Here is a 24,998-nt window from a genome sequence, read left to right as displayed (position 1 = left end):
ACGGTCACCCCGGCGACACATCCGCTGGCCAACATCCCGTCGATCACGGCGCGGCACTGCTGCCGCGCGATCGCTCTTCCTCCCCCAGGAAACAACCATGCCCCTACGCCTCCACCGCCTCGGCGGTTCGATTCGCTGCGTCCTCGCGTCCGGCGCCTGCCTCACCGCCGGCCTGCTTCCCGCCCATGCCCAGGAGGCCACCGCGGCTGCCACGACGGGCACCACCGCCAGCGCCAAGCAACTGGATACGGTGATCGTCACCGGCCGCGCCGGCGTGAAGGAACGCAGCAAGGCCGAGACCAGCTATTCGATCACCGGCATCGACGAGGAACGCCTGCGCCTGCAGGCACCCACCAGCGTCACCGAATCGCTCAAGAGCGTGCCTGGCTTCTGGGTCGAGGCCTCCGGCGGCGAGGCCAGTGGCAACGTGCGCGCGCGCGGCGTTCCGGTTGACGGCTTCGGTTCGATCACCCTGCTCGATGACGGCATGCCGGTGCAGCACGACCCCGCGCTGGGCTACCTCAATGGCGACCAGGCGTTCCGCCTGGACGAGACCACCGAGCGCATCGAAGTGGTGCGCGGCGGCCCGTCCTCGATCTTCTATTCCAACGCGCCCGCCGGCGCGGTCAACTACATCCCGCGCCAGCCGGGCGATCGCACCGAGGGCGTGTTCAAGTACACCGTCGGCGACTACGGCCTGCATCGCGGCGACTTCTGGGTCGGCACCCCGATTGGCCAGGATTGGAAAATGTCGCTGGGCGGCTATTACCGCCAGGACGACGGCGTGCGCGATCCCGGCTTCAAGGCCAACGATGGCGGCCAGGTGCGGCTGAACCTGGTGCGCGCGCTGGACGGCGGCAGTCTGTCCTTCGACGTCAAGCACATGGACGACAAGGTGATGCTGTACCTCGGCATCCCGATGCGCACGAGCGGCGGCAAGATCCGCGCGGTGCCGGGCTTCGACGGCAACCATGGCACCCTGGCCGGACCGGAAACCGAACACGTGCGCATGCGCATGGCCGATGGCGGCATCTATGACTTCGACAACGGCGAGGGCACCCACGTCAAACGCAACCAGTTCACGGTCAAGTTCGACAAGACCCTGGGCGACTGGCGCTTCGTCGACAGCCTGCGCTACAACGACACCGAGACCCAGCGCAACGGCATGTTCCCGAACGCGTTGCAGAGCGCCAGTTCGTTCCTGGCCAACGGCGACAACCTGGCCCTGCTGGCCCGCTACCCGGGCGCGGCCGCGCTGCAGTTCCGCTATACCCACGGCGGCCAGATCTACGACACGGCCAACCAGAACGGCAACGGCCTGATCGTCATCGGCGGCCTGCGCGGCATCACCGCGCCGGTGAAGGAACTGATGAACGACGCGCGGGTGTCGCGCCGGTTCGAGTTCGGCAGCCAGTCCCACGACCTGACCTTTGGTTACTACTACGCCAAGGTGGACCAGGACTTCGATCGCTATTCCTCCACCGTCCTGCTGGACGCGCGCGACAACGCCCGCCTGCTGGATCTGGTGGCGGTGGATGCCAGCGGCAATCCGGTGGGCACCATCAGCGACAACGGCATCTGGCGCCATGGCTACGAATGGGAAAACGCCAGCGGCCGCTCGCAGACGCACGCGTTCTACCTGGCCGACGAATGGCAGGTCAACGACAAGCTGCGCATCGACGGCGGCGTGCGCTGGGAAAAGGTCAACGTGGAAGGCTGGGTGGAAGGGCGCGTGCAGCCCAACCTGACCGCCGGCGGCCCGATCACCGACAGCCAGATGTGGATCGGCAACGGCCGCTTCTCGACTTACGACCGCGATTTCGACAAGGTCGGCTGGACCCTGGGTGGCAACTGGCAGTTCGACGCGTATTCCGGCATGTTCGCGCGCTGGACCTCGACCTTCCGCCTGCCGAACCTGGGTTCGTTCATCACCAACGCGACCGCCAAGCCGGTGATCCAGACCATGGATCTGGGCGAACTGGGCTACAAGTTCACCCACCAGAAGTTCGATCTGTTCGCCACCGCGTTCTTCACCAGGTACGACAACGTCGGCTACAGCAACTACGTGTTCGATGCGAACACGGGGGCCTCGACCCGGCAGGAACTGTTCGCCGACACCCGCACCTTCGGCCTGGAACTGGAAGCCGCCTACTATCCGGTGGACTGGTTCGACGTTTCGATGACGGCGACGGTGCAGGAACCGGAATATCGTGGATTGCGCTATACCGAAGTGGTCAACGGCCAGCCGGTGCTGCGCGATTTCGTCGGCAACCAGTTGATCCGGGTGCCGAAGAACAGCCTGCGGGTGGTGCCCGGGTTCAACCTGGCCGGTGGCAAGCTGCGCCTGCAGGCGTCCTACGAACGCCAGGGCGAGCGCTACGTGGATACCGCCAACAGCGTGCGCCTGCCGTCCTACGACGTGATCAACCTCAGCGGCAGCTACGCCTTCGATGATCGCTGGTCGCTGTATGCCTACGTCGACAACCTGGACAACTCGCTGGGACTGACCGAGGGCAACCCGCGCGCGGGCGAGGTATCCAGCGGCGACGCCGGCGCCAACACCTTCATCGCGCGCCCGCTGCTGGGCCGTTCCTACCGCCTGGCGCTGATGTATCGCTTCTGACCCCGACACCGCGGGCCTGGACGCTGCCAGGCCCGCGGATGTCCCCGAACGCGTCTTCCCCGGCGACGTCCGGGGCAGCGGGATTCCGGCGCACCGCGCCATCGGAGAAACCCATGAGAGTCGTATTGCCGGCGGTGCTGGCCGGCCTATTCATTGCCGCGTTCGCCGCCCGCGCGGGCGAGACACCGGACCAGGTACTGGAAGGTGCCATCCGGGGCGGCGATCACCAGACCTACCGGTTGCTGCCGTTCGATGTGCCGGCGGGTACCGGTCGCATCACCGTCGAGTTCGAGTACAGCGGACGCGAGCGGCGGACCACGGTCGATCTCGGCCTGCTGGGGCCGGATGGCTTCCGTGGACGCGATGGATTCCGTGGCTGGAGCGGCGGCAACAAGCAGCGCTTCACGGTGTCGGCGACGGATGCCACGCCCTCCTACCTGCCCGGTCCGATCACGCCGGGAACCTGGTCGCTGTTGCTGGGCTTTCCCAATGTCCGCGCCGATGCGGACGATCGCTTCACCGCGCGGGTGTGGTTCGACGACACCCGCGCCGAGGCGCCCCTGCGCGGGGAAGCGGGCTGGTATCGCGGCGACCTGCACATGCACGACGCGCACAGCGATGGCGGTTGCGCCAGCCAGGCCGGCACGCGCGTGCCCTGTCCGTTGTTCCTGACCGCACAGGCCGCCGCGCAACGCGGACTGGATTTCATCGCCGTCACCGATCACAACACTATGTCGCAGGCCAACGGCCTGCGCGAACTGCAGCCGTACTTCGATCGCCTGCTGCTGATGCCGGGCCGCGAGATCACGACCTTCAGCGGCCACGCCAACTGGATCGGCAGCATCGCGCCGCTGGATTTCCGGGTGGGCTCGACCGAGGTGCCCGACTGGAACGCGGTGCTGGCGCAGACCCGGGGGCAGGGCATCGTTTCCATCAATCATCCGATCCGTCCTTCCGGCGAGGCCTGCATGGGTTGCGGCTGGAGCGCGCCGGACACGACGGATCTGTCGCGGATCCAGGCGGTGGAAGTGGTGAACGGCGCCGACGCCGACAGCGAGTGGTCGGGCATTCCGTTCTGGGAGCGGCAACTGTCGGCCGGACACCGACTCACCGCGATTGGCGGCAGCGACAACCACGATGCGCTGCGGGAAGTCACCGATGCCGGCGGCGCGGCGCTGGGGACGCCGGTCACGGTGGTGCGGGCGGCGGAACTGTCGATGCCGGCAATCCTGGATGGCATCCGCCAGGGCCAGGTGTTCGTCGATGTCCAGGGCAGCCGCGACCGCGCGATGACCTGGGAAGCCGAGGCCGGGCGGGTGCGCGCGGCGATGGGGCAGGCGCTGCCGGTGGCCGCGGATGGCGAAGCCGCGTTCGTCCTGCGCGCCAGCGCGGTGGGCGGCGCCACCGCCGAACTGATCGTGGATGGCCGGATCGTGGAACGCCGTCCCATCCCGACCGGCGCGCATGAGCAGGTCCTGTGGTTCACCTGGCGCGGCGACGGCGCCAGGCACCGGGTTCGCGCCAACGTGCGTGGCGCAGACGGCCGGTTGTGGCTGCTCGGCAATCCGATCTACGTCGAACCGCCCGCGGGCTGAGCGGGCGGCCGGCGGCGCTCAGCCGCCGCCGAGCGCGTGGACGATCTCGATGCGGTCGCCGTCGTGCAGCGCGTGGGAGGGATGCAGGCCACGCGGCACGATTTCGCCGTTGACCTCGACGGCCACGCGGCGTTCGGCCAGTCCTTCGGATTGCAGCAGGCCGGCGATGGTGAGCGCGGCCTGGATGTGGCGGGTTTCGCCGTTCAATACGATGTTCATGCGCCTATTGTCGCCGCCCCGCCGGGCCGGTGCACGCCGGTTTGCCGCGTTGCAGCGTGAACGCCCCCGGCCTTGGTGGAACGATAGTCTCCCATGCGCCGCCGTACGGCCAACGCAGCCCACGGCGCATCGCATTCATAACGACAACATCGACATTGCCCCGGGAGAACACCATGAAACCGACCCAACGGCCGTTGCGCCGCCTGCTGGCCTTGGCCCTGGCCGCCGCCGCGACGCCTGCCTTCGCGCAGAGCAGCCCCTTCTCGCAGACCATTTTCTTCGGCGACAGCCTGACCGACAGCGGCCATTTCCGGCCAACCCTGGTCCAGCTCAATCCAGGCGCCGCGGTGGCCGGCCGCTTCACCACCAACCCGGGCTTCGTCTGGTCCGAGTTCCTGGCCCAGTACTACGGCACCGGCGCGGTCAGCGCCAACCAGGGCGGCACCAACTACGCGGTGGGCGGTGCCCGCACCGGTACGGATGGTTCGCAGGCCTTCGGCCCGATCACGGTGCCGGTGCCGGCGCTGACCACGCAGTTGGGCGCGTACCTGGGCGCGACCGGCGGCAAGGCCGATGCACGCGCGCTGTATACCGTCTGGGGCGGCCCCAACGATCTGTTCGCGGCCGTCGCCAACCCGTCGCAGACGCCGGCCATCATCGGCGCGGCGGTGACGTCGCAGATCACCGTGGTCGCCGGTCTCAAGCAGGCCGGGGCCGAATACATCCTGGTGCCGAACATTCCGGATCTCGGCCGCACGCCGGCCTTCCTCAACAACGCCGACGCCACCCAACTGGCCGCGACCTACAACGCGGCGCTCTACAACGGCCTGACCGCGCAGGGCCTGCGGGTCATCCCGCTGGACACCTTCAATTTCCTGCGCGAGATCACCTCCGCGCCGGCCCAGTACGGTTTCGCCAACGTGACCACGCCGGCCTGCGGCGCGGTCTCGTCGCTGTTGTGCGTGCCGCAGAACTACGTGGATCCGAACGCCGCGGCGACCTATGCGTTCGCCGATGGCGTGCATCCGTCGATGACCGCGCACCAGATGCTGGGCCAGTACGCCATCTCGGTGCTGGAAGGCCCGCGCCAGTTGGCCGTGCTGCCTTACACCGCCTCGGTGATCGGGCGCTCGCGCGCCGACCGCGTCGCCAGCCACATCGACGCCAAGCCGGAATCCGACGGCGTGCGCTGGTGGGGCGACCTGCGTGGCGACTCGCTGCGCTATGACGAAGGCGATTTCGACGGCATCACCCCGACCGGCACCTTCGGCCTGGACTGGACGCGTGGTGATTTCGTGTTCGGCGGCTTTGCCGGCTTCGGTCGCGGCAAGATGGACTTCGGCGATCGCCGTGGCAGCTTCAAGCAGTCCGACAGCACCCTGGGCGGCTTCGTGGGCTGGTACCAGGACAATCTGTGGGTCAATGGCCAGATCAGCTACACGTGGCTTTCCTACGACGTGGATCGCGAGATCCAGTTCGGTCCCGCCACCCGCCGCCACAGCGGTTCGCCGGACGGCAGCAACCTGACCGCAGCGATCAGCGCCGGCTACGATTTCGAGCACGGCAAGCTGCGTCACGGTCCGGTCGCCAGCGTGGTCGCCCAGCGGGTCAAGCTGGATGGCTACTCGGAAAGCAACATCAGTTCCACCGCGCTGACCTACGGCGACCAGGATCTGGATTCGCTGATCGGCAGCGTGGGCTGGAAGGCCAGCATCCAGGCCACCGAGCACACCCGGCCGTACGCGCAACTGACCTACGATCACGAGTTCGAGGAAGCCGACCGCCAGGTGTTCGCCAGCCTGCAGTCGATGCCGGGCGTGATGCCGTACGCGGTGCCCGGCCTCAACTTCGATCGCAACTACGGCACCCTGACCGTCGGTGCCCGCACGCAGGTCCTCGGCCTCGACGCCGACGTCGGCGCGCGGGTCTCGGCCGGCAAGAAGGACGGTCACGATGCGACCGTGTTCGTCAGCCTGGGCGGTGGCTTCTGATTTCGCCGAACACCTGATGCTTTGCCTTGCGGCGCCCCTCGCGGGCGCCGCATTGCATCGGCGCCCCGACACCGCATAGACTCGTTCCCGTGCGGGTGTAGTTCAATGGTAGAACTGCAGCTTCCCAAGCTGCTAACGTGGGTTCGATTCCCATCACCCGCTCCACTTTTCCCTTCCCCCCTTCCATGTCACCGGGCCGTCATCCGCGGTTGCCGGTCACGTGCGATCCTGTGGGCCTCAGCCGCGGCGACCCGCCATGAAACTGGCCATCCTTTCGCGCAACAGCAAGCTCTATTCCACCCGCCGGCTGGTCGATGCGGCCCGCGAGCGCGGCCACTCGGTACGCGTGCTGGATCCGCTGCGCTGTTACATGCGCATCGCTTCGCACGGATTCGCCATGCACTACATGGGCAAGCCGATCGCCGGGTATGCGGCGGTGATTCCGCGCATCGGCGCGTCGGTGACCCGCTACGGGACGGCGGTACTGCGCCAGTTCGAACTGATGGGCAGTTTCAGCCCCAACCCGTCCGACGCCATCCTGCGCGCGCGCGACAAGCTGCGCGCGCACCAGTTGCTGGCGGCGCAGGGCATCGGCCTGCCGATCACCGTGTTCGGGGACAACCCCGATGACACCACCGATCTGCTGTCGATGCTCGGTCCGCCGCCGCATGTCATCAAGCTCAACGAAGGTGCGCAGGGCGCCGGGGTGATGCTGACCGAGAAGCCGTCCGCTTCGCGCAGCGTGGTCGAGGCCCTGCGCGGGCTGTATGCGAACTTCGTCGTGCAGGAATTCATCGGCGAGGCCGAGGGCGCCGACCTGCGCTGTTTCGTGGTCGGCGGCCGGGTCATCGCCTCCATGCGCCGACAGGCGCCCGAGGGCGACTTCCGCTCCAACCTGCATCGCGGCGGCACCGCCGAGGCCGCTCCGGCGACCGACGAGGAGCGGGCGGTCGCGGTCCGCGCCGCCCAGGTGCTCGGATTGGGCGTGGCCGGGGTGGACCTGATCCGGTCCAGGCGCGGTCCGCTGGTCCTGGAAGTGAACTCCACCCCCGGCCTGGAGGGCATCGAAGCCGTCTGCGGCGTGGACGTGGCGGGGGCCATCGTCGACCACCTGGCGGATGGGGCCGCCTGTTCAGGCTGAACCTTTGCCTGAACAGGGCGTTTTCACGTGGAATTAACGCGGGCTTTAACGGTTTTTTAGTCGAAATCCGCGTAGCCTTGCCCGACCGCAGCTCTGCGTCTTCCCTGGATTGGGTTACTTCCGGAAAGCACAGGATTACGGTAATCGGGGCACATCTTGGCCCAGGTCGGCGCCCGCCGGCCTGGGCTTTTTCTTTGCAATGAAGGCGTTGCGGGGGCGATTGATCCATGCACGGAGCCGTGCAGGGAGAATTTGTTAAATTCAGGGCCTCACTTTTGGAACCGCGGCCCGCAAGACGGGTCGAACGGATCCCAACACAGGAACCGCCATGCGAATTCTGGTCATTGAAGACAACAGCGACATCGCCGCCAACCTCGGGGACTACCTGGAGGAGCGCGGCCATACCGTGGACTTCGCCGCCGACGGCGTCACCGGCCTGCACCTGGCCGTGGTCCACGAGTTCGACGCCATCGTGCTGGATCTGAACCTGCCGGGCATGGACGGGCTGGAGGTCTGCCGCAAGCTGCGCAACGAGGCGCGCAAGCAGACTCCGGTGCTGATGCTGACCGCCCGCGACTCGCTGGACAACAAGCTGGCCGGCTTCGACTCCGGCGCCGACGACTACCTGATCAAGCCGTTCGCCCTGCAGGAGGTGGAGGTGCGCCTCAACGCGCTGTCGCGCCGCGGCAAGGGCGTGCAGACCCGGGTGCTGGAAGTCGGCGATCTGGAATACAACCTGGACACCCTGGAAGTGCGCCGGCAGGGCAAGCTGCTGCAACTCAACCCGACCGCGCTGAAGATCCTGCAGGCGCTGATGGAAGCCTCGCCGGCGGTGGTGACCCGCCAGGAACTGGAGACCCGGGTCTGGGGCGAGGAACTGCCCGATTCGGATTCCCTGCGCGTGCACATCCACGGGCTGCGCGCGGTGGTCGACAAGCCGTTCGACATTCCCCTGATCCAGACCCGCCACGGCATCGGCTACCGGATCGCCGCGCCCGATGGCAACGGCTGAGCCCGGACGCCCGGCGGCGGCGCGCGCCCGCAAGTTCCGCCACCGCCTTCGCACCCGCATCATCCTGTCGTTCTTCCTGCTGGGCACCGGCCTGACCGGCCTGTTCGCCTATCTGACCGACGTCGCCCGCCAGCGCGTGGAAACACAGCTGGTGGAAGACGTGATGAACCAGAACATCGACGAGTACATGCGTCGTTTCTACCTGGATCCCAGCCGGAACCCGGACATCAAGGTCCAGCAGATACGCGCCTACGTGTTCGCACCCGACAGCGAGCGGCTGCGGACTGAGTTCCCCGACTGGATTCGCCTGCGCGACGGAAACCACAACATCACCGGCGTCGATGAAACCGGCGTCGAGTACGCCTACAAGCTGGCGGTGAGGAAAGCCCCTGAGCAGTGGTTTTTCCTGGCCTATGACATGACCCAGTCGCGCAAGGGCGAAGTGCAGCTCAAGCGCTGGCTGTACCTGGCCGTGCTGTTGTTCGGCGCGCTGTCACTGATCATCGGCTGGTGGTCCGCTTCGCGGGTGATGAGTCCGGTTTCGAGCCTTGCGCGCCGGTTGCGCGCCTACAAGGGCAGCAGTGATCCCAAACCGCTCGCGCCCCATTTTCCCGAGGACGAAGTGGGCGAGCTGGCCAAGGCGCTGGATGACTATTCCGACCGCCTGACCGAGGTGGTCCAGCGCGATCGCGAGTTCAACGCCGACGTCAGCCACGAACTGCGCACGCCGCTGGCCATCATCCGGGGCTCGGTCGAATTGATGCTGTCGCGCCAGGATCTGGACGAGAAGACCCGGACGCGGATCCTGCGCATCCAGCGCGCGGAACAGCAATGCACGGATCTCATCAGCGCCCTGTTGCTGCTGTCGCGGAGCGAACGCGGGCACGGCAACACCGACGTTGGCCGGGTGGCGGAACAGCTGCTGGATGCACACCGCGCCCAGTTGGGAGGAAAGACGCTCGACCTCCGGGTCGAGGGGGATTGCGGGTTGACGATCGATGCGCCGGAAGCCGCGCTATCGGTGGCCCTCGGCAATCTGATCGGCAACGCGGTCAAGTACACCCAGGAAGGCGAGGTCGTCGTGAGGTTGCTGCCGACGGCGGTGGAAGTCATCGATTCCGGCCCGGGGCTGAGCAAGGAAGATGCGGCTCGCCTGTTCGAACGCGGATACCGTGGCACCCATGCCGGTCATTCACAGGGCGGCGGCATTGGCCTTTCGATCGTCAGTCGCCTTTGCGATCTGTATGGCTGGCGGGTCGGGGTGAAGCCGGGAGAGCAGCGCGGCGTGATAGCCACGCTTCGCTTCTCCTGACGGTGAGCGCATCTTGATCATGCCTACAGCGTGATCCAGAAGCAGTTGTAGGCGCGCCGCAGGCCGAACACCGTTCGCGACGGCGTCGCGCTGTTCTTCAGTGTCTGCTCCAGCCGCAGGCCGACAGGACGTTGCGGAGTGGTCTGCGGGTAGTAGCCGTCGGTGTTGGCATCGAGCACGCTGCCATCCTCGGCCAGCACCGGCATGGCGGGGCGGATCGGGACGATGTCGATCAGCGGACGCTGCACCACCGCTTCCAGCTGATCCAGGATGCGGTGGGCGGACGCATCGGAGATGCCGTTCCACTGGTAGATGCCGGCCAGCCGGTTGACGTCGCGCGCGTCGACGGCGGCGGTGATCTGGGCCACCAGGTCGCTGAGCGTGCGCGAACAGGTGCCGCGGTACAAGCCGGAGCCGCCACGGGTGGAGGCGGCCCCCGGATCCGGCAGGCGGTCCATCGCGCCGATGTCCTCGCAGCGCTTGTCGGTGTAGACCGTTTCCCCCGTCATGGTGGTGCAGCGCTGCACCGGATCCTGGGCGCTGGCGGCGGGAATTCCGGTGGGCCCGGCCAGGCAGGCGGTCAGCAGCGGCAGGAGGATGAATCGCATCGCATCAGCCTACCGGCCGACGCGTGGTCCGCCAATGAGCTTCACGCCCGCGCGCGCAACCGGAACGTCGCGCAGGCCGTCCGGGGTTCAGCGTCCCAGCCGGCTCAGTACGGCCTGCGTCGGCTTGGCCAGGTTCAGGGTGTAGAAGTGCAGCGACGGCGCGCCGCCGGCGATCAGCCGTTCGCACAGGTTGGCGACCACGTCCGCGCCGAATTCGCGGATGCTGTCCACGTCATCGCCGTAGGCCTGCATTCGCTTGGCGATCCAGCGCGGGATCTCGGCGCCGCAGGCCTCGGAAAAGCGCTTGAGCTGGGAATAGTTCGAGATGGGCATGATGCCCGGCACGATCGGGATGCCCACGCCCAGCTTGCGGGCGGCGTCGACGAAGTGGAAATAGGCGTCGGGGTTGTAGAAGTACTGGGTGATCGCGCCGTCCGCGCCGGCATCGACCTTGGCCTTGAAGTACTTCAGATCGCTGAGCGCGTCGTCGGACTGCGGATGCGTCTCGGGATAGGCGCCGACCTCGATGTGGAAGGTGTCGCCGTGCTCGGCGCGGATGAACGCGATCAGTTCCGAGGCGTAGCGCAGGTCGCCGGGGTGGCCCATGCCGGAAGGCAGGTCGCCGCGCAGGGCGACGATGCGTTTGCAGCCGATGGCCCGGTACAGCTTGAGCAGTTCGCGGATTTCCTCGCGGCTGCCGCCCACGCAGGACAGGTGCGGCGCGGCGGAGAAGCCATGCTGCTGGTTGAGGTGGCGGACCGTCTCGGAGGTATAGCTCAGGGTGGAGCCGCCGGCGCCGAAGGTGCAGGAGACATATTCGGGACCATATCCCTTCAGCTTCTCCGCGGTGCGGTCGAGCTGGGCGCGCTGCTCGTCGGTCTTGGGGGGGTAGAACTCGAAGCTGAGGGCGGTCATGGGCGGGCAGGGCGGCGGAAACGCGTCCATTATATCTCTCCATCAAGATGGATATGCAAACGATGTTGCCGTCGGCTTGCGGCCACGCGGTACCCTTGGCGGGATTTCTCACCACGCTCATCCATGTCCATCGTCCTCACGCCGTTCGCCCGCACCCGCCTGTTTCCCCGCGAGACCCGCCGCAACACCATCCAGGACTGCACGCCGGAGCAGTTCGAGCAGCATCTGAACCGGCATGCGCCACTGAAGGACCTGCCGGGCTACGCGCCGTTCTGTCGCCTGCACGTGCACGAGAACTGGACCTCCACCCGCTGCCTGACGGTGCCGGTCACCGAGCGCAACCGCCATCTGCTGCGGTCGGCGTACGAGGCCCGCACCCGCGAGGAGCTGCCGGTGCTGGTGCGCTGGTTCGAGGGCGTGGAGCCACCGGTGGCGCGCTATCTGGTGGTGATCCTGTACAGCCGCGGGCAACTGGCACGCGAGGGCAGTCCCATCGACGCCGACTGGGGCGTGGTCGGCTGCCTGTACACCGCCGAGCCGGAGGAGATTCCGATGGCGCCCATCACCATGATGCGCAACGCGCTGGGCGTGGAGGAGGGCGGCTCCGGCACGCCGCTGGATCGCGACGCCTATCGCCGCGCGGTGGAATTCTGGGAGAACAACGCCAACTGGCGGCCGTAATCCCGCACCGGGGAGGAAGGCCGTGGGCGGCGCGCTTCAGCGGGCGCGGCCGATCGGCGCGAAGCGGGCTTCGGTCAGGCGCAAGAGATCGGCCGGGGCCAGCTCCACCTCCAGTCCGCGCCGGCCCGCGCTGACATGGATTGCCGGCAGCGATTGCGCGCTGGCGTCCAGGAAGGTCCGCAGCCGCTTCTTCTGCCCCAGCGGGCTGATGCCACCGACCAGGTAGCCGGTCGCGCGCTGCGCGGCGTCGGCGGCGGCCATGTCGCAGCGACGGCAGCCGGCGGCCTCGGCGAGCGCCTTGAGGTCGAGCTGGCCGGCGACCGGAACGATGGCCACCAGCAGTTCGCGGGAATCGGCGGCGGCCAGCAGGGTCTTGAACACCCGGGCCGGATCCAGGCCCAGCTTCTCGACCGCTTCGGCGCCGTAGGAGCCGGCGTCGCGGTCATGTGCATAGCTGTGCACGGCATGGGCGATGCGCTGTCGCTTGAGCAGTTCGATGGCGGGAGTCATGGGCGATGTCCGTGTCGTCGTCGACGAGCATGCTGGCCGCGCCGCGCACCGGCGTCTTGAACAGGCTTGCTGTCCATGAACGACAACGGGCGCCCGAAGGCGCCCGTCGTGTTGGAGCGGATCGATCGGGCAAGCCGATCGAGGCGGTCCGATCAGTAGCGGTAGTGGTCCGGCTTGTACGGACCTTCCACCGGCACGCCGAGGTAATCGGCCTGGTCCTGGGTCAGCTTCGTCAGCTTGACGCCGATCTTCTCCAGATGCAGGCGCGCCACTTCCTCGTCCAGGTGCTTGGGCAGGCGGTAGACGGTCTTCTCGTAGACGTCCTTGTTCGCCCACAGGTCGATCTGGGCCAGGGTCTGGTTGGCGAACGAGTTGGACATCACGAAGCTGGGATGGCCGGTGGCGCAGCCCAGGTTGACCAGGCGGCCTTCGGCCAGCAGGAAGATCGCGTTGCCGTTCGGGAACACGTACTTGTCCACCTGCGGCTTGATGTTGACCTTCTGCACGCCCGGGAAATTCACCAGCGCGTCGACCTGGATCTCGTTGTCGAAGTGGCCGATGTTGCACACGATGGCCTGGTCCTTCATCGCCTTCATGTGATCGATGGTGATGATGTCCTTGTTGCCGGTCGTGGTGACGTAGATGTCGGCCGTGCCCAGGGTGTCCTCGAGGGTGTTGACCTCGAAGCCTTCCATCGCCGCCTGCAGCGCGCAGATCGGGTCGATTTCAGTGACGACGACGCGGGCGCCGTAGGCGCGCAGCGAATGCGCCGAACCCTTGCCGACGTCGCCGTAGCCGCAGACCACGGCGACCTTGCCGGCCAGCATCACGTCCATCGCGCGCTTCAGGCCGTCGGCCAGCGATTCGCGGCAACCGTACAGGTTGTCGAACTTGGACTTGGTGACCGAGTCGTTGACGTTGATCGCCGGGACCAGCAGGGTGCCGGCTTCGGCCAGCTGGTACAGGCGATGCACGCCCGTGGTGGTTTCCTCGGACACGCCCTTCCAGGCCTTGACCACTTCGGTCCAGTAACCCGGACGCTCCTTGTGCACGCGCTTGAGCAGGTTCTTGATCACCTGCTCCTCGTGGCTGGAGGAGGCGGTGTTGACCCAGTCCGAACCGTTTTCCAGTTCGTAGCCCTTGTGGATCAGCAGGGTCACGTCGCCGCCGTCGTCGACGACCAGCTCCGGACCCAGCTTGCCGCCGCCAAAGTTCAGCGCGTCGAGCGTGCAGTCCCAGTACTCTTCCAGGCTCTCGCCCTTCCAGGCGAACACCGGGGTGCCGCTGGCGGCGATCGCGGCGGCGGCGTGATCCTGGGTGGAGAAGATGTTGCACGAGGCCCAGCGCACGTCGGCGCCCAGGTCCACCAGCGTCTCGATCAGCACGGCGGTCTGGATGGTCATGTGCAGCGAACCGGTCACCCGCACGCCCTTGAGCGGCTTGGCGGCGGCGTGCTTGCGGCGGATGGACATCAGGCCCGGCATTTCGTGCTCGGCGATGTCGATTTCCTTGCGGCCCCAGTCGGCCAGGGAAATGTCGGCGACCTTGTAGTCACCCTCGGTGGAGAACTGGCGTACGGCGTTCATGGTTCGGCTCCGGTTAATGGGCGAGCGGCGCTCGCATTCTTGACCGGGCGCCGTTACAGAAAAGTCCTGCCGAGCCTGGCCACCGATGCTTCTCCTGAAGCCCGTCATGGTCGCAGCGCCCCTCGGCGAGGGCGGCCATTATATCGGCTGTTCCGGATGAAGCGATGGATAGGCCGGGCATGACCGACGGCCGTGGCCCGGCCCGGATCGGGCTTGTTAAGCTCGAATGAAACCCTGTCGCGAGAGAGTCCCAATGCCCTCCATGCCCCGTATCGCCACGCTGGCCCTGGCGGTGACCCTGCTGGCGCCGGCCGCCATCGCCCGTACGCCGGCCGCCGCACCCAAGGCCGCGGCGGTCGCCGACAGCGGCTACCAGTTGCCGCCGGCACCGCTGCAGGCCATCGTCGATGCGCCGCGCCGTCCCGACATTTCGGTCAGCCCCCGCCGCGACCTGCTGGCCCTGATGCAGGTCCCCGCGCTGCCGGGCATCGACGTGGTCGCCCAGCCCGAGCTGAAGCTGGCCGGCCTGCGCATCCATCCGCGCAGCCATTCCGCCAGCCGGTTCTCGTTCGGCACCGACTTCTGGCTGCAGGAGATCGCCACCGGCGAGGAACTGCGCATCCAGGGGCTGCCGCAGCCGCTATCGATGGTCGGTTCCCGCTGGTCGCCGGACCAGCGCTACATCGCGTTCAATCGCATCGATCCGCAATCGGCCGCCAACGAGCTGTGGCTGATCGATGTGGGAACCCGCAGCGCGCGACGGCTGACCGATCGTCCGCTGAATACCGTCGTCGGCCGCGGCTATGCCTGGCTGGGCGACAGCAGCCGGTTGCTCGTCCAGTTGCAGCCGCAGGGACAGGGCGAGGCACCGGAGCGTGGCGGGGTGCCGACCGGCCCCAATGTGCAGCAGACCCAGGCGGGCGGCGGCGTGGTGCAGATCCGCACCTACCAGGACATGCTCCGCAACGAAGGCGACGCGCGCCTGCTGGAGTACCAACTGCGCTCGCAGCCCGCGCTGGTCGATCTGGCCGGCGCGGTGAAGCCGCTGGGCAATCCTGATCTGAACCTGTCGCTGTCGGCTTCGCCGGATGGCCGCTACATCCTGCGTCGCCGCGTCGAGCGGCCGTTCTCGTACCTGGTGCCGGTGAGTTCTTTCCCGACCCGCATCGAAGTCCTGGACATGCAGGGACGGCTGGTCCACGAGGTGGCGAAGCTGCCGCTGATCGAAGGCCTGCCGCCCGGCAATGACGCGGTGCCCGCCGGTGTCCGTGACATCCAGTGGCGCGCCGACGCCGACGCCACGCTGGTCTGGGCCGAAGCCCAGGATGGCGGTGATCCCTCGCGTGAAGCCACCATTCGCGATGCGGTGATGATGCAGGCCGCGCCGTTCGACAGGCCGCCGGTGACGCTGGCGCGCCTCGGCATGCGCCTGGCCGACATCCAGTGGGGCGACGGCCGGTTGGCCCTGATCAGCGAGGCGTGGTGGAAGAACCGCCAGATCCGCGAATGGCGGATCGCGCCGGACGATGCGGCCCAGGCGCCGAAGCTGATCCGCGAGGGCTCCTACGAAGATCGCTACAACGATCCCGGGCAGCCGGTGCTGGCGCAGGACGAACGCGGCGAAATGCGCCTGATGATGGCGGCCGACGGTCGCAGCATCTACCGGATTGGCGACGGCGCGTCGCCGGAAGGGGATCGTCCCTTTCTCGACAAGGTGGATCTCGAGCAGGGCGGCAAGACCCGCTTGTTCCATTCGCAGGCGCCGTACTACGCCGTGCCGGTGGCACCGCTGGACGCCGACGGCCAGCGCCTGCTGATCACCCGCGAATCGCCGGATGAGCCGACCAACCTGTTCATCGCCGAAGGCGCGGCCGAGCCGCGCGCGCTGACCCGCTTCCCGCATCCGACCCCGCAGCTGAAGGGCGTGAAGAAGCAGCAGGTCCGCTACAAGCGCAAGGACGGCGTGGATCTGACCGCGACGCTCTACCTGCCGCCGAACTACGACCCCAAGCGCGATGGCCGCCTGCCGATGCTGATGTGGGCCTATCCGGCGGAGTTCAAATCCGCCGAGGCCGCCGGCCAGGTGACCGATTCGCCGTACCGCTTCAACACGATCAGCTATTGGGGGCCGCAGGCGTTCCTGGCGATGGGCTATGCGGTGTGGGACGACTTCTCGGTGCCGATCGTGGGCGAGGGCGACAAGGAACCCAACGACACCTACGTGCCGCAGCTGGTCGCCAGCGCCGAGGCGGCGGTGGACGAGGCGGTGCGCCTGGGCGTGGCCGATCGTGATCGCATCGCGGTGGGCGGCCATTCCTATGGCGCGTTCATGACCGGCAACCTGCTCGCGCACACGCGCCTGTTCAAGGGCGGCATCGCCCGCAGCGGCGCGTACAACCGCACCCTCACGCCGTTCGGCTTCCAGGCCGAGGAGCGCAATTTCTGGCAGGCGCCGGACGTGTACGAAACCATGTCGCCGTTCAACCACGCGGATCGAATCAAGGACGCGCTGCTGCTGATCCATGGCGAGCAGGACAACAACTCCGGCACCTTCCCGATCCAGAGCGAGCGCATGTACGCGGCGATCAAGGGACTGGGCGGCACCGCCCGGCTGGTGATGTTGCCGAACGAATCGCATGGCTATCGCGCGCGCGAATCGATCCTGCAGATGCTGGCCGAATCCAACGCCTGGCTGGATCGCTACGTGAAGCAGGCCCCGCCGGCCGCCAAGCGCTGACCGGAACCAGACCGGAACCGGACCAATTGCGGTCCGGTTCGACTCTCCCGGCGGACATCCCGGGACAGGCGTGCGGCGGTGCAGCAAACGGCGGCCGAATTGGGGTAGTGTTGGGAACTCACCCCCGACGTCCGGTTTGCCACCTCGATGAATTCGCCCCGCAGTCTCGAGTTCGCTCCACCCGATGTACCGCTTCGTGAAGACGTGCGCCGACTCGGCGCGCTGGTTGGCGACATGCTGGCCGAACAGGTATCGCCCGCGTTCCTGGATGAAGTGGAACGCGTGCGCACCACCGCGATCGCGCGCCGCCAGAGCGACGCGCCGCCGCAGTCGCTGGCGGGATTGCTGGCCGGGCTGAAACCTTCGCAGGCGGAAGGTTTGATTCGCGCGTTCAGCGCGTACTTCCAGGTGGTCAACATCGCCGAGCGCGTGCACCGCATCCGCCGCCGCCGCGACTACCAGCGCACCGACAGCAGCAAGCCGCAGCCGGAAGGCCTGCAGGACGTGCTGCTGCGACTGAAGGCGCAGGGCGTGGGCATCGAAGAACTCGCGCAATGGCTGCCGCGCATCGACATCGAGCCGGTGTTCACCGCGCATCCCACCGAGGCGGTCCGGCGCGCGCTGCTGGAGAAGGAACAACTGATGGTCGCCAGCCTGGTCAACGGGCTGGACGGCACCCGCACGCCCGGCGAACAGGCCACCGACACCGCGCGTTTCCGGATGGCGCTGACCTCGGCCTGGCAGACCGCCGATTCGTCGCCGGTGCGTCCCGGCGTCGAGGACGAGCGCGAACACGTCGGCTTCTACCTGATCGAAGTGCTGTACCGGGTGATGCCGGTGCTGTACGAAACGCTGGAAAGCGCGATCACCCAGGTCTACGGCGAACATCCGGCGATCACCCGCCATCTGCCGCGGCTATTGAGGTTCGGCACCTGGGTCGGCGGCGACATGGACGGCAATCCGAATGTCGATGCCGGCACCGTCACCGCGACGCTCAACGCGCAGCGCGCGGTAATTCTGCGCCGCTACATCAAGGAACTGCGCCAGCTCACCACGTTGTTGAGCCAGTCGAATTCGCTGGTCGGCGTTTCAGCCGAGGTTCTGGCGCGCGTGGACGAATACCGCGAACTGCTGCCGAAAGCTGCCGCGCAATCGCGCCCGCGCCATGGCGACATGCCGTATCGCCTGCTCAACGATCTGATGCGGGCGCGGTTGCAGGCCACGCTGGAAGATCTGCCGCAGGGTTATGCGGGACCCGACGAACTCGCCGCCGACGTGGATCTGATCCTGCGCAGTCTGGAAGACAACCGCGGCATCCACGCCGGCTGGTTCGCGGTGCGCCGGCTGGCCTGGCGCATCCGCAGTTTCGGTTTCCACCTGGCGCGGCTGGACGTGCGCCAGGAATCCAGCGTGCACGCGCGCGCGGTCGCGGCGGCGCTGGCGGATTCGGAATGGGAATCGCGCGACGCGGTCGAGCGCGGTGCGCTGCTGGCGCCGTATGCCAGTGGCGAGCAGGTGCTGCCGGCTTCGGAGGACGAGGGCAATCCACGCCTGGACGCGGTGTTCGCCGCATTGGGCGACGCGCGCCGCCGGCATGGCACCGACGCGCTGGGCGCCTACATCATCAGCATGGCGCACAACCGCGCCGACGTGCTCACCGTGCTGGCGCTGGCGCGTCGTGGTGGGCTGGTCGACGACGCTGGCAACGTGCCGCTGGACATCGCGCCGCTGTTCGAGACCGTGGACGATCTGCGCCATGGCCCGGAGACCCTGCGCGACCTGATGGCCGATCCGGTGTACCGCGCGCACCTGACCGCGCGCGGCAACGTACAGATGGTGATGCTTGGCTATTCCGACAGCGGCAAGGACGGCGGCATCGCCGCCTCGCGCTGGGGATTGCAGCGCGGGCAGGTCGAATTGCTGCAGACCGCCAATGAACTCGGCATCAAGCTGACCTTCTTCCACGGCCGCGGCGGTTCGATCAGCCGCGGCGGCGGCAAGACCACCCGCGCGGTCGATGCCTCGCCGCGCGGCAGCGTCGATGGCCGCCTGCGGGTGACCGAGCAGGGCGAGGTCATCCATCGCAAGTACGGCATCCGCGCGCTGGCGCTGCGCTCGCTGGAACAATCGGTCGGCGCGGTGCTGGCCTCGTCGCTGCGCCCGCGTCCGCTGGAGCCGCGCGAGCCGGGCTGGCGGGACATCATGGACACCGTCGCCGGCCACAGCAGCGAGGTCTACCGCGGGTTCGTCGGCGCGCCGCGTTTCATGGACTACTTCCGCAGCGCCACGCCGATCGACGTGATCGAACGGATGACGCTGGGTTCGCGGCCCTCGCGCCGGCTCGGCCAGGACGCGGCGCTGGGCAACCTGCGCGCGATTCCGTGGGTATTCGCCTGGAGCCAGGCGCGCGCGGTGATTCCGGGCTGGTTCGGCGTCGGCAGCGGCCTGCAGGCGGCGGTGGATGCGCATGGCGAGGACGCGGTGCTGGAGATGGCGCGGGACTGGCCGTTCTTCCGCACCTTCCTCGACGACATCTCGATGGTGCTGGCCAAGGGCGATCTGAGCATCGCCGGGATGTTCTCGCGGATGGCCGGCGATCTGCATGAAGAATTCTTTCCGCGCATCCAGCGCGAGCATGCGCTGACCTTGCGCTGGGTCCTGCGCCTGACCGGCGACGAGTGGCTGCTGCAACACGATCAGCGCCTGGCGCTGTCGATCCGCCTGCGCAATCCCTACATCGATCCGATCAGCGTGTTGCAGGCGGATCTGCTGCGGCGTTGGCGCGAGACCGGACGCGAGGATGACACCCTGCTGCGCGTCTTGGTGGCGAGCATCAATGGCGTGTCGCAGGGCGTGCAGAACACCGGTTGAGGCCTGCGGCGCCGGGATGGCGAATCCTCCCGGCGGATTCACCGTCAGGGCTGGCTGCCGCGCTTGGGCTTGTCCAGTTGCAGATCCAGCCAGCGCAGCAGATCCGCGACCACGCGGCTGCGATCGGGATCGGCCTCGTTGTAGATCTCGTGGTACAGCCGCAGGTACTCGTGCGCCTGCAGCTTGCGCTGGGGCGCGGCGGCGGCGAAGGCGCGGGCGCCGGCCGGATCGACCAGATGGTCGTCGGCCGCGAACTGCAGGAGCATGGGCGTTTTCAGGCTGGCGGCCCGCGCGACCACGCGGGGGCCGCCGGTGAAGATGAAATGCGCCAGCCGCGCGCTGATGCGCGAATGGTTGAGCGGATCGTCCAGGTACTCGCGCTCGACATGGGGATCGTGCGAAAGCCGGCTCGCGGCCAACCCGGTTCGCAGCGTCAGTCCCGGCCACCAGCTGGACAGCGCGCGCGCCAGCGTCCGCTGCGCGCCGCCGGCATGCGTCGCCAGCGCAGGCGAAGAGGCGATCAGCCCGCGTGGTTCCAGTTCCATCAGCAGCACCGCGTACATGGCCACCAGCCCGCCCAGGCTGTGGCCGAACAGGAACGGCGGGTCGTCGGCCTCGGCGGCATAGGCATGGAATGCCGCGACCGTATCGCGCGGCAGTCGCGCCGGTTCGTCCAGGCAACCCTGCGGACCCTCCGAGCGGCCGTGGCCGCGATGGTCGTAGGCGCGCACCGCGATGCCGGCCGCGTTCAATTCCTCCGCCAGCCGCGCGTAACGCCCCGAGTGTTCGCCTAGGCCGTGCACCAGCAGCAACCGCGCGCGCGGGCGCGGCAGCGGCCAGTCGCGCGGATGCAGGCGCAGGCCGTCGTCGGTGAGCAAGGGGGAGACAGGGTGAGTGGTCGGCATGGCGCAACATCGCGCGCGCCCGCGCGGCGGTCAAGGGCCGTGGCGCGGGGGAGCGAGGCGCGGGGATCAGGCGTCCAGTTCGGCCCAGCGCTGGTAGGCCAGTTCCAGTTCCTGCTGGAGCGCGGCCAGTTGTTCGTTGGCGCGCTGGAGGCTGGCGGGATCCTGCTGGTAGTAGGCCGGCTCGTTCATCGCCGCGGTGCGACCGGCGATGTCCGACTCCAGTGCCTCGATCCGTCCGGGCAATTGTTCCAGTTCACGCGCGTCCTTGTAGCTGAGCTTGCGCTTGGCCGCCGCCGCGGGAGCCACGGCCGGTGCCGGTGGGGCCGTCGCCGGTCGGTCGGGCGGGGCAGGCGTCGCCACGACGGACTCCGGACGCTGGCGCAGCCAGTCCGTGTAGCCGCCCACATAGTCTCCGAGGCGACCTTCGCCTTCCAGCACCAGGGTGCTGGTGACCACGTTGTCGAGGAAGTCGCGATCATGGCTGACCAGCAGGAGCGTGCCCTTGTAGTCGAGCAGCAGCTCTTCCAGCAGTTCCAGGGTTTCCACGTCCAGATCGTTGGTCGGTTCGTCCATCACCAGCAGGTTCGACGGCTGCGCGAACAGCTTGGCCAGCAGCAGGCGGTTGCGTTCGCCGCCGGACAGCCGGGTGATCGGCGCACGCGCGCGTTCGGGCGAGAACAGGAAGTCCTGCAGGTAGCCGATGATGTGCTTGCGGCTGCCGTTGATCTCGACGAAGTCGCGGCCCTCGGCGACGTTCTCCAGCGCGTTGAGCGATTCGTCCAGCTGGCTGCGGTGCTGATCGAAGTAGGCGATCTGCAGGCCGGTACCCAGCTTGACCTCGCCCTGTTGCGGGGCCAGTTCGCCCAGCAGGATCTTCAGCAGGGTCGACTTGCCGGCGCCGTTGGGACCGATGATGCCGACCCGGTCGCCGCGCATGATCGTGGCCGATACCTGGTCCAGCAGGACGCGGCCATCGTAGGCCTGGGTCACGTCGGTGGCCTCGATGACCTTGCGTCCGGATGCCTGCGCGGCGGCGGCTTCCATCTTCACGTTGCCGGACAGATCGCGGCGCTGCGCACGCTCGCGGCGCATCGCCTTGAGCGCGGTGACGCGGCCTTCGTTGCGGGTGCGGCGGGCCTTGATGCCCTGGCGGATCCAGACTTCCTCCTGCGCCAGCAGCTTGTCGAAGCGCGCGTTCTCCTGCGCCTCGGCGTGCAGGCGCTCCTCGCGCCGGCGCAGGTAGTTGTCATAGTCGCCCGGCCAGCTGGTCAGCTGGCCGCGATCGATCTCGACGATGCGGGTGGCCAGCGCGCGCAGGAAACTGCGATCGTGGGTGACGAACACCAGGCTGCCCTCGAACTGCCTGAGGAAGCCTTCCAGCCAGGCGATCGCTTCGATGTCCAGATGGTTGGTGGGTTCGTCCAGCAGCAGGATGTCCGGCTTGCGCACCAGCGCCTGGGCCAGCAGCACGCGCCGCTTCATGCCGCCGGACAGGGCGGCGAAATCGGCGTCCTCCGGCAGTTCCAGCCGGGCCAGCACCTGCTGTACGCGGCGATCCAGATCCCAGCCGTGGCGGGCCTCGATCTGTGCCTGCGCCTCGCCCAGCGCGGCCATGTCGCCCTCGGCCACGGCATGGTGGTAGCGCGCCAGCAGCGCGCCCAGGTCGCCCAGGCCCTGGGCGACCACGTCGAACACGCTGCCGGCGGTGTCCTGCGGGACTTCCTGGGCCATGCGCGCGACCACCACGCCGCCCTGCACGCGGATTTCGCCGTCGTCGGGCCGGATTTCGCCGGCCATCAACCGCATCAGGGTGGACTTGCCGGCGCCGTTGCGGCCGACGATGCAGACGCGCTCGCCGGCTTCGATGGACAGATCGACGTGTTCGAGAAGGAGCGGACCGCCGACGCTGAAGTCAACCCGCTGGAATTGCAGAAGGGACATGGGCGCCATTGTACCCGGCCGCAAGGCGGGTCCGCGGCGATGGTTGTCCTACTGGAACCCGTAACGGACCACGTGGAAGAAGATCGGTGCGGCGAACACCACCGAGTCCAGTCGGTCCAGCATGCCGCCGTGGCCCTCGATCATCTCGCCCCAGTCCTTGGCCCCCAGGCTGCGCTTGACCGCCGACAGCGCCAGCCCGCCGAGGAAACCACACAGCACGATCAGCAGCGACAGCAGGCCGGACTGCAGCGGGGTAAACGGGGTGATCCACCACAGCGCCGCGCCCACTCCCGCGGCGGCCAGGCCCCCGCCAACCAGTCCTTCCACGGTCTTGGACGGACTGACCTGCGGCGCCAGCAGGTGCCGGCCGAACAGCTTGCCGAACACGTACTGCAGCACGTCGCTCAACTGCACCACCAGCAGCAGGTACAGCAGCAGCATCAGGTTCTGCCCCTCGTAGCCGGGGATGCGCAACAGCAGCAGCGCCGGCGCGTGGCTGAGGCAGTACACCGCCAGCATCAGGCCCCACTGCACCTTGGCGCTGCGGGCGAGGAAATCCTCGGTATCGCCGGACAGCGCCGACACCGCCGGCAGCAACAGGAAGCCGTACACCGGGATACACACCACGAACAGCCCGTACCAGTCGATTCCGATCAGCCAGTACTGCAACGGGATGGCGACGTAGAAGCACAGGCATAGTGCCAGGTGATCGCCGCGCCGGGTCGGGGTCAGGCTGATGAACTCGCGCAGGGCCAGGAATGACAGCAGGCCGAACAGGATCAGCGTCGCCACCTTGCCCAGCAGGAAGCAGGTGGCCAGCACCGCCGCCATCACCCACCACGCGCGGATGCGCGCGTTGAGGTTGTCGATCACCGGGCCGGGCTTGCGCCGGTACAGCATCCAGCCGATCAGGCTGGCCAGCAGCAACAACGCGCCGATCCCGCCCATCACCCCCCAGAACGTCTGCGGCGCGCGGGCGATGGCGGCCTGCAGGAAGCCGCCCACCGGCAGATCGGAGGGAATCAGGTTCATGCCAGCGCCACCACCGCCGCGCGGGCACGTTCGAGGAAGGCGTCCTTGTCCTCGTCCGGCCGCAGCGCGACCGGCGCGCCGAAGCGCACCGTGCACACCAGCGGCACCGGCACCAGGCTGCCCTTGGGCAGGCAGCGGCGCGCGTTGTCCAGGTAGACCGCGATGAATTCCACCTGCGGATAGCGGCGCGCCAGGTGGAACAGTCCGGACTTGAACGCCTGCGGGTGGATGTCGTGGTTGCGGGTGCCTTCCGGGAACAGGATCAGCGAATCGCCGGCGTCCAGCGCCTCGTACAGCGGCTCCAGCAGATCCTGATCGGGTGTGCTGCGCTGGCGATCGATCAGCACCGCGTTGAAGCCGTGCCGGGCCAGCCAGCGCCTTGGTCCGTGGCCCCAGTAGTCACGCGCGGCCACCGGTCGCGTATGCGCACGCAGTGGCGGCGGCAACGCGGCCCACAGCGCCACCGTGTCGATATGGCTGGCGTGGTTGGCGAAATAGATCCGTTGGCGCGGCTCCGGCCGCGAGCCCTGCCAGCGCGGGTACGCGCCGAAGAACAGATGGGCCAGGCCAGCCAGCAGGCGTGAGGCCATCTCAGGTTTTTCCCTGCAGCTGCGCGGCGATCGCGCGGGTGCGGGTGACGCAGGTCAGCAGCGAGCCTATGGCGATGATCCACGCGGCCGCGGGCAGCACCCATGCCGTGCCGGTCGAATGGCGTTCGGCGATGGCGAGCAGGCAGGCCACGGTGAGCACCGCCATGCGGTGCTGCTTGGCCATCGGTCCGCGGAAATCCTGGGCCAGGCCCAGGCTGCCGCCGGACAGGCGCACGTAGGCGGTAAGGGCGGCCAGCAGCGCGCCCAGCCAGCCCAGCCAGGGCAGGCCGGCGGCGTAGCCCAGGCCGACGATCAGCAGCGAATCGGCGATGCGATCCGGGAATTCGTTGTACAGCGCGCCGGTGGGCGTCTGCTTGCCGCCTTCCATCGCGACCATGCCGTCCAGCAGGTTGCACAGCAGGCGCAACTGCACGCAGGCCGCGCACAGCAACAGGCCGGCCGTGGAGGGCACCCACGCCAGCATCGCCGCGCCGACCGCCGCGAAGAAGATGCTGAGCACCGAGATCTGGTTGGGCGTGACCCGTGAGCGCGCCAGCGCCGCGCTCGATGCGCGCGCCCAGCCGCTGCCGCGCGCGGCAATCGGTCGTCGTTCGGATGATTTCCCCATAGCAGGGAGAATAGACGAAATGCGGGGTCCGGACCGGTCAGCGTCATCCTTCCACCCGCGCGAGGGGCGGGACCGAAAAAGAAAAACCCCGCCGAAGCGGG

General features: G+C 68.0%; 19 protein-coding genes, 1 tRNA gene and 1 riboswitch. Of the genes, 10 read left to right on the top strand and 10 right to left on the bottom strand.

Annotated elements, in window-relative coordinates:
• Nucleotides 1-97 precede the first annotated feature (97 nt).
• Nucleotides 98-2,623 carry a TonB-dependent receptor gene (locus tag FG323_RS07615; protein WP_141453927.1) on the top strand — a complete coding sequence of 842 codons (2,526 nt, stop codon included), beginning with the start codon at nucleotides 98-100 and terminating at the stop codon, nucleotides 2,621-2,623.
• Between the two features lie 113 nt (nucleotides 2,624-2,736).
• A complete protein-coding gene (locus tag FG323_RS07610; RefSeq protein WP_181444121.1) occupies nucleotides 2,737-4,218 on the top strand; it encodes a CehA/McbA family metallohydrolase in 1,482 nt (493 codons plus the stop codon).
• Between the two features lie 18 nt (nucleotides 4,219-4,236).
• On the opposite strand, the gene thiS is transcribed toward FG323_RS07610, so the two are convergent.
• Complete coding sequence (thiS, locus tag FG323_RS07605) at nucleotides 4,237-4,437, bottom strand: sulfur carrier protein ThiS (RefSeq protein ID WP_141453926.1); 201 nt, start codon at nucleotides 4,435-4,437, stop codon at nucleotides 4,237-4,239.
• 173 nt (nucleotides 4,438-4,610) lie between these two features.
• Between thiS and FG323_RS07600 the strand changes: the two genes are divergently transcribed.
• The 5 genes from FG323_RS07600 (at nucleotide 4,611) to FG323_RS07580 (ending at nucleotide 9,893) form a co-directional block, all read left to right on the top strand.
• Nucleotides 4,611-6,428, top strand: coding sequence for an autotransporter domain-containing protein (locus FG323_RS07600; protein ID WP_141453925.1), 1,818 nt, complete (start codon nucleotides 4,611-4,613; stop codon nucleotides 6,426-6,428).
• 91 nt (nucleotides 6,429-6,519) lie between these two features.
• Nucleotides 6,520-6,593: transfer RNA gene (locus tag FG323_RS07595), tRNA-Gly, on the top strand.
• A gap of 91 nt (nucleotides 6,594-6,684) precedes the next feature.
• A complete protein-coding gene (rimK, locus tag FG323_RS07590) occupies nucleotides 6,685-7,569 on the top strand; it encodes a 30S ribosomal protein S6--L-glutamate ligase (RefSeq protein ID WP_141453924.1) in 885 nt (294 codons plus the stop codon).
• Nucleotides 7,570-7,897: 328 nt separating this feature from the next.
• Nucleotides 7,898-8,581 (top strand): response regulator transcription factor, encoded by a 684-nt coding sequence (locus tag FG323_RS07585; protein ID WP_141453923.1) that lies wholly within the window; start codon nucleotides 7,898-7,900, stop codon nucleotides 8,579-8,581.
• The gene (locus FG323_RS07580) at nucleotides 8,568-9,893 is read left to right on the top strand and encodes a HAMP domain-containing sensor histidine kinase (RefSeq protein ID WP_141453922.1); all 1,326 of its coding nucleotides are present in this window, start codon (nucleotides 8,568-8,570) and stop codon (nucleotides 9,891-9,893) included. The genes FG323_RS07585 and FG323_RS07580 overlap by 14 nt, the downstream gene beginning before the upstream one ends.
• 23 nt (nucleotides 9,894-9,916) lie before the next feature.
• On the opposite strand, the gene FG323_RS07575 is transcribed toward FG323_RS07580, so the two are convergent.
• Both FG323_RS07575 and metF read right to left on the bottom strand, forming a co-directional pair.
• Nucleotides 9,917-10,501 (bottom strand): hypothetical protein, encoded by a 585-nt coding sequence (locus FG323_RS07575; protein WP_141453921.1) that lies wholly within the window; start codon nucleotides 10,499-10,501, stop codon nucleotides 9,917-9,919.
• Nucleotides 10,502-10,588: 87 nt separating this feature from the next.
• Nucleotides 10,589-11,416: a methylenetetrahydrofolate reductase [NAD(P)H] gene (gene metF / locus FG323_RS07570; protein ID WP_141453920.1), complete on the bottom strand. Its 828-nt coding sequence runs from the start codon at nucleotides 11,414-11,416 to the stop codon at nucleotides 10,589-10,591.
• A gap of 123 nt (nucleotides 11,417-11,539) precedes the next feature.
• On the opposite strand from metF, the gene FG323_RS07565 reads away from it, so the two are divergent.
• Nucleotides 11,540-12,097, top strand: coding sequence for a DUF3228 family protein (locus FG323_RS07565; protein WP_141453919.1), 558 nt, complete (start codon nucleotides 11,540-11,542; stop codon nucleotides 12,095-12,097).
• Nucleotides 12,098-12,133: 36 nt separating this feature from the next.
• Here the strand turns inward: FG323_RS07565 and ybaK are convergent, their stop codons facing one another.
• Nucleotides 12,134-12,607 carry a Cys-tRNA(Pro) deacylase gene (ybaK, locus tag FG323_RS07560; protein WP_141453918.1) on the bottom strand — a complete coding sequence of 158 codons (474 nt, stop codon included), beginning with the start codon at nucleotides 12,605-12,607 and terminating at the stop codon, nucleotides 12,134-12,136.
• Nucleotides 12,608-12,759: 152 nt separating this feature from the next.
• On the bottom strand, nucleotides 12,760-14,193 hold the full coding sequence (gene ahcY / locus FG323_RS07555) for an adenosylhomocysteinase (RefSeq protein ID WP_141453917.1): 1,434 nt from the start codon (nucleotides 14,191-14,193) through the stop codon (nucleotides 12,760-12,762).
• A 38-nt stretch (nucleotides 14,194-14,231) separates the two neighbouring features.
• A riboswitch (S-adenosyl-L-homocysteine riboswitch) is annotated at nucleotides 14,232-14,323 on the bottom strand.
• Nucleotides 14,324-14,455: 132 nt separating this feature from the next.
• On the opposite strand from ahcY, the gene FG323_RS07550 reads away from it, so the two are divergent.
• On the top strand, nucleotides 14,456-16,930 hold the full coding sequence (locus FG323_RS07550) for a prolyl oligopeptidase family serine peptidase (protein WP_255470093.1): 2,475 nt from the start codon (nucleotides 14,456-14,458) through the stop codon (nucleotides 16,928-16,930).
• Between the two features lie 147 nt (nucleotides 16,931-17,077).
• Entirely contained in the window at nucleotides 17,078-19,801 is a 2,724-nt protein-coding gene (gene ppc, locus FG323_RS07545) for a phosphoenolpyruvate carboxylase (protein WP_141453915.1), read from the top strand.
• 44 nt (nucleotides 19,802-19,845) lie between these two features.
• Here ppc and FG323_RS07540 read toward each other — a convergent pair whose 3' ends face one another.
• The 5 genes from FG323_RS07540 to FG323_RS07520 all read right to left on the bottom strand — a co-directional run bounded on the left by FG323_RS07540 (nucleotide 19,846) and on the right by FG323_RS07520 (nucleotide 24,897).
• A complete protein-coding gene (locus tag FG323_RS07540) occupies nucleotides 19,846-20,706 on the bottom strand; it encodes an alpha/beta hydrolase (protein ID WP_141453914.1) in 861 nt (286 codons plus the stop codon).
• A gap of 66 nt (nucleotides 20,707-20,772) precedes the next feature.
• Nucleotides 20,773-22,647, bottom strand: coding sequence for an ATP-binding cassette domain-containing protein (locus FG323_RS07535; RefSeq protein ID WP_141453913.1), 1,875 nt, complete (start codon nucleotides 22,645-22,647; stop codon nucleotides 20,773-20,775).
• Between the two features lie 48 nt (nucleotides 22,648-22,695).
• Complete coding sequence (locus tag FG323_RS07530) at nucleotides 22,696-23,595, bottom strand: phosphatidate cytidylyltransferase (RefSeq protein WP_255470141.1); 900 nt, start codon at nucleotides 23,593-23,595, stop codon at nucleotides 22,696-22,698.
• Between the two features lie 80 nt (nucleotides 23,596-23,675).
• Entirely contained in the window at nucleotides 23,676-24,269 is a 594-nt protein-coding gene (locus tag FG323_RS07525) for a lysophospholipid acyltransferase family protein (protein ID WP_141453911.1), read from the bottom strand.
• A gap of 1 nt (nucleotide 24,270) precedes the next feature.
• A complete protein-coding gene (locus tag FG323_RS07520) occupies nucleotides 24,271-24,897 on the bottom strand; it encodes a CDP-alcohol phosphatidyltransferase family protein (RefSeq protein ID WP_141453910.1) in 627 nt (208 codons plus the stop codon).
• Nucleotides 24,898-24,998: the final 101 nt, after the last annotated feature.

Origin of the sequence: Pseudoxanthomonas sp. z9 (assembly GCF_006542425.1) — a bacterium.
GTDB lineage: Bacteria > Pseudomonadota > Gammaproteobacteria > Xanthomonadales > Xanthomonadaceae > Pseudoxanthomonas_A.
The sequence above is the reverse complement of the archived record's forward strand: the minus strand, read 5'-3'. Positions and strand labels throughout refer to the sequence as shown.

What these genes read in the sequence shown, in the direction of transcription:
- FG323_RS07615 (WP_141453927.1), top strand. Translation starts at nt 98, where the DNA reads ATGCCCCTACGCCTCCACCGCCTCGGCGGTTCGATTCGCTGCGTCCTC.
- FG323_RS07610 (WP_181444121.1), top strand. Translation starts at nt 2,737, where the DNA reads ATGAGAGTCGTATTGCCGGCGGTGCTGGCCGGCCTATTCATTGCCGCG.
- thiS (WP_141453926.1), bottom strand. Translation starts at nt 4,437, where the DNA reads ATGAACATCGTATTGAACGGCGAAACCCGCCACATCCAGGCCGCGCTC.
- FG323_RS07600 (WP_141453925.1), top strand. Translation starts at nt 4,611, where the DNA reads ATGAAACCGACCCAACGGCCGTTGCGCCGCCTGCTGGCCTTGGCCCTG.
- rimK (WP_141453924.1), top strand. Translation starts at nt 6,685, where the DNA reads ATGAAACTGGCCATCCTTTCGCGCAACAGCAAGCTCTATTCCACCCGC.
- FG323_RS07585 (WP_141453923.1), top strand. Translation starts at nt 7,898, where the DNA reads ATGCGAATTCTGGTCATTGAAGACAACAGCGACATCGCCGCCAACCTC.
- FG323_RS07580 (WP_141453922.1), top strand. Translation starts at nt 8,568, where the DNA reads ATGGCAACGGCTGAGCCCGGACGCCCGGCGGCGGCGCGCGCCCGCAAG.
- FG323_RS07575 (WP_141453921.1), bottom strand. Translation starts at nt 10,501, where the DNA reads ATGCGATTCATCCTCCTGCCGCTGCTGACCGCCTGCCTGGCCGGGCCC.
- metF (WP_141453920.1), bottom strand. Translation starts at nt 11,416, where the DNA reads ATGACCGCCCTCAGCTTCGAGTTCTACCCCCCCAAGACCGACGAGCAG.
- FG323_RS07565 (WP_141453919.1), top strand. Translation starts at nt 11,540, where the DNA reads ATGTCCATCGTCCTCACGCCGTTCGCCCGCACCCGCCTGTTTCCCCGC.
- ybaK (WP_141453918.1), bottom strand. Translation starts at nt 12,607, where the DNA reads ATGACTCCCGCCATCGAACTGCTCAAGCGACAGCGCATCGCCCATGCC.
- ahcY (WP_141453917.1), bottom strand. Translation starts at nt 14,193, where the DNA reads ATGAACGCCGTACGCCAGTTCTCCACCGAGGGTGACTACAAGGTCGCC.
- FG323_RS07550 (WP_255470093.1), top strand. Translation starts at nt 14,456, where the DNA reads ATGCCCCGTATCGCCACGCTGGCCCTGGCGGTGACCCTGCTGGCGCCG.
- ppc (WP_141453915.1), top strand. Translation starts at nt 17,078, where the DNA reads ATGAATTCGCCCCGCAGTCTCGAGTTCGCTCCACCCGATGTACCGCTT.
- FG323_RS07540 (WP_141453914.1), bottom strand. Translation starts at nt 20,706, where the DNA reads ATGCCGACCACTCACCCTGTCTCCCCCTTGCTCACCGACGACGGCCTG.
- FG323_RS07535 (WP_141453913.1), bottom strand. Translation starts at nt 22,647, where the DNA reads ATGTCCCTTCTGCAATTCCAGCGGGTTGACTTCAGCGTCGGCGGTCCG.
- FG323_RS07530 (WP_255470141.1), bottom strand. Translation starts at nt 23,595, where the DNA reads ATGGGCGGGATCGGCGCGTTGTTGCTGCTGGCCAGCCTGATCGGCTGG.
- FG323_RS07525 (WP_141453911.1), bottom strand. Translation starts at nt 24,269, where the DNA reads ATGGCCTCACGCCTGCTGGCTGGCCTGGCCCATCTGTTCTTCGGCGCG.
- FG323_RS07520 (WP_141453910.1), bottom strand. Translation starts at nt 24,897, where the DNA reads ATGGGGAAATCATCCGAACGACGACCGATTGCCGCGCGCGGCAGCGGC.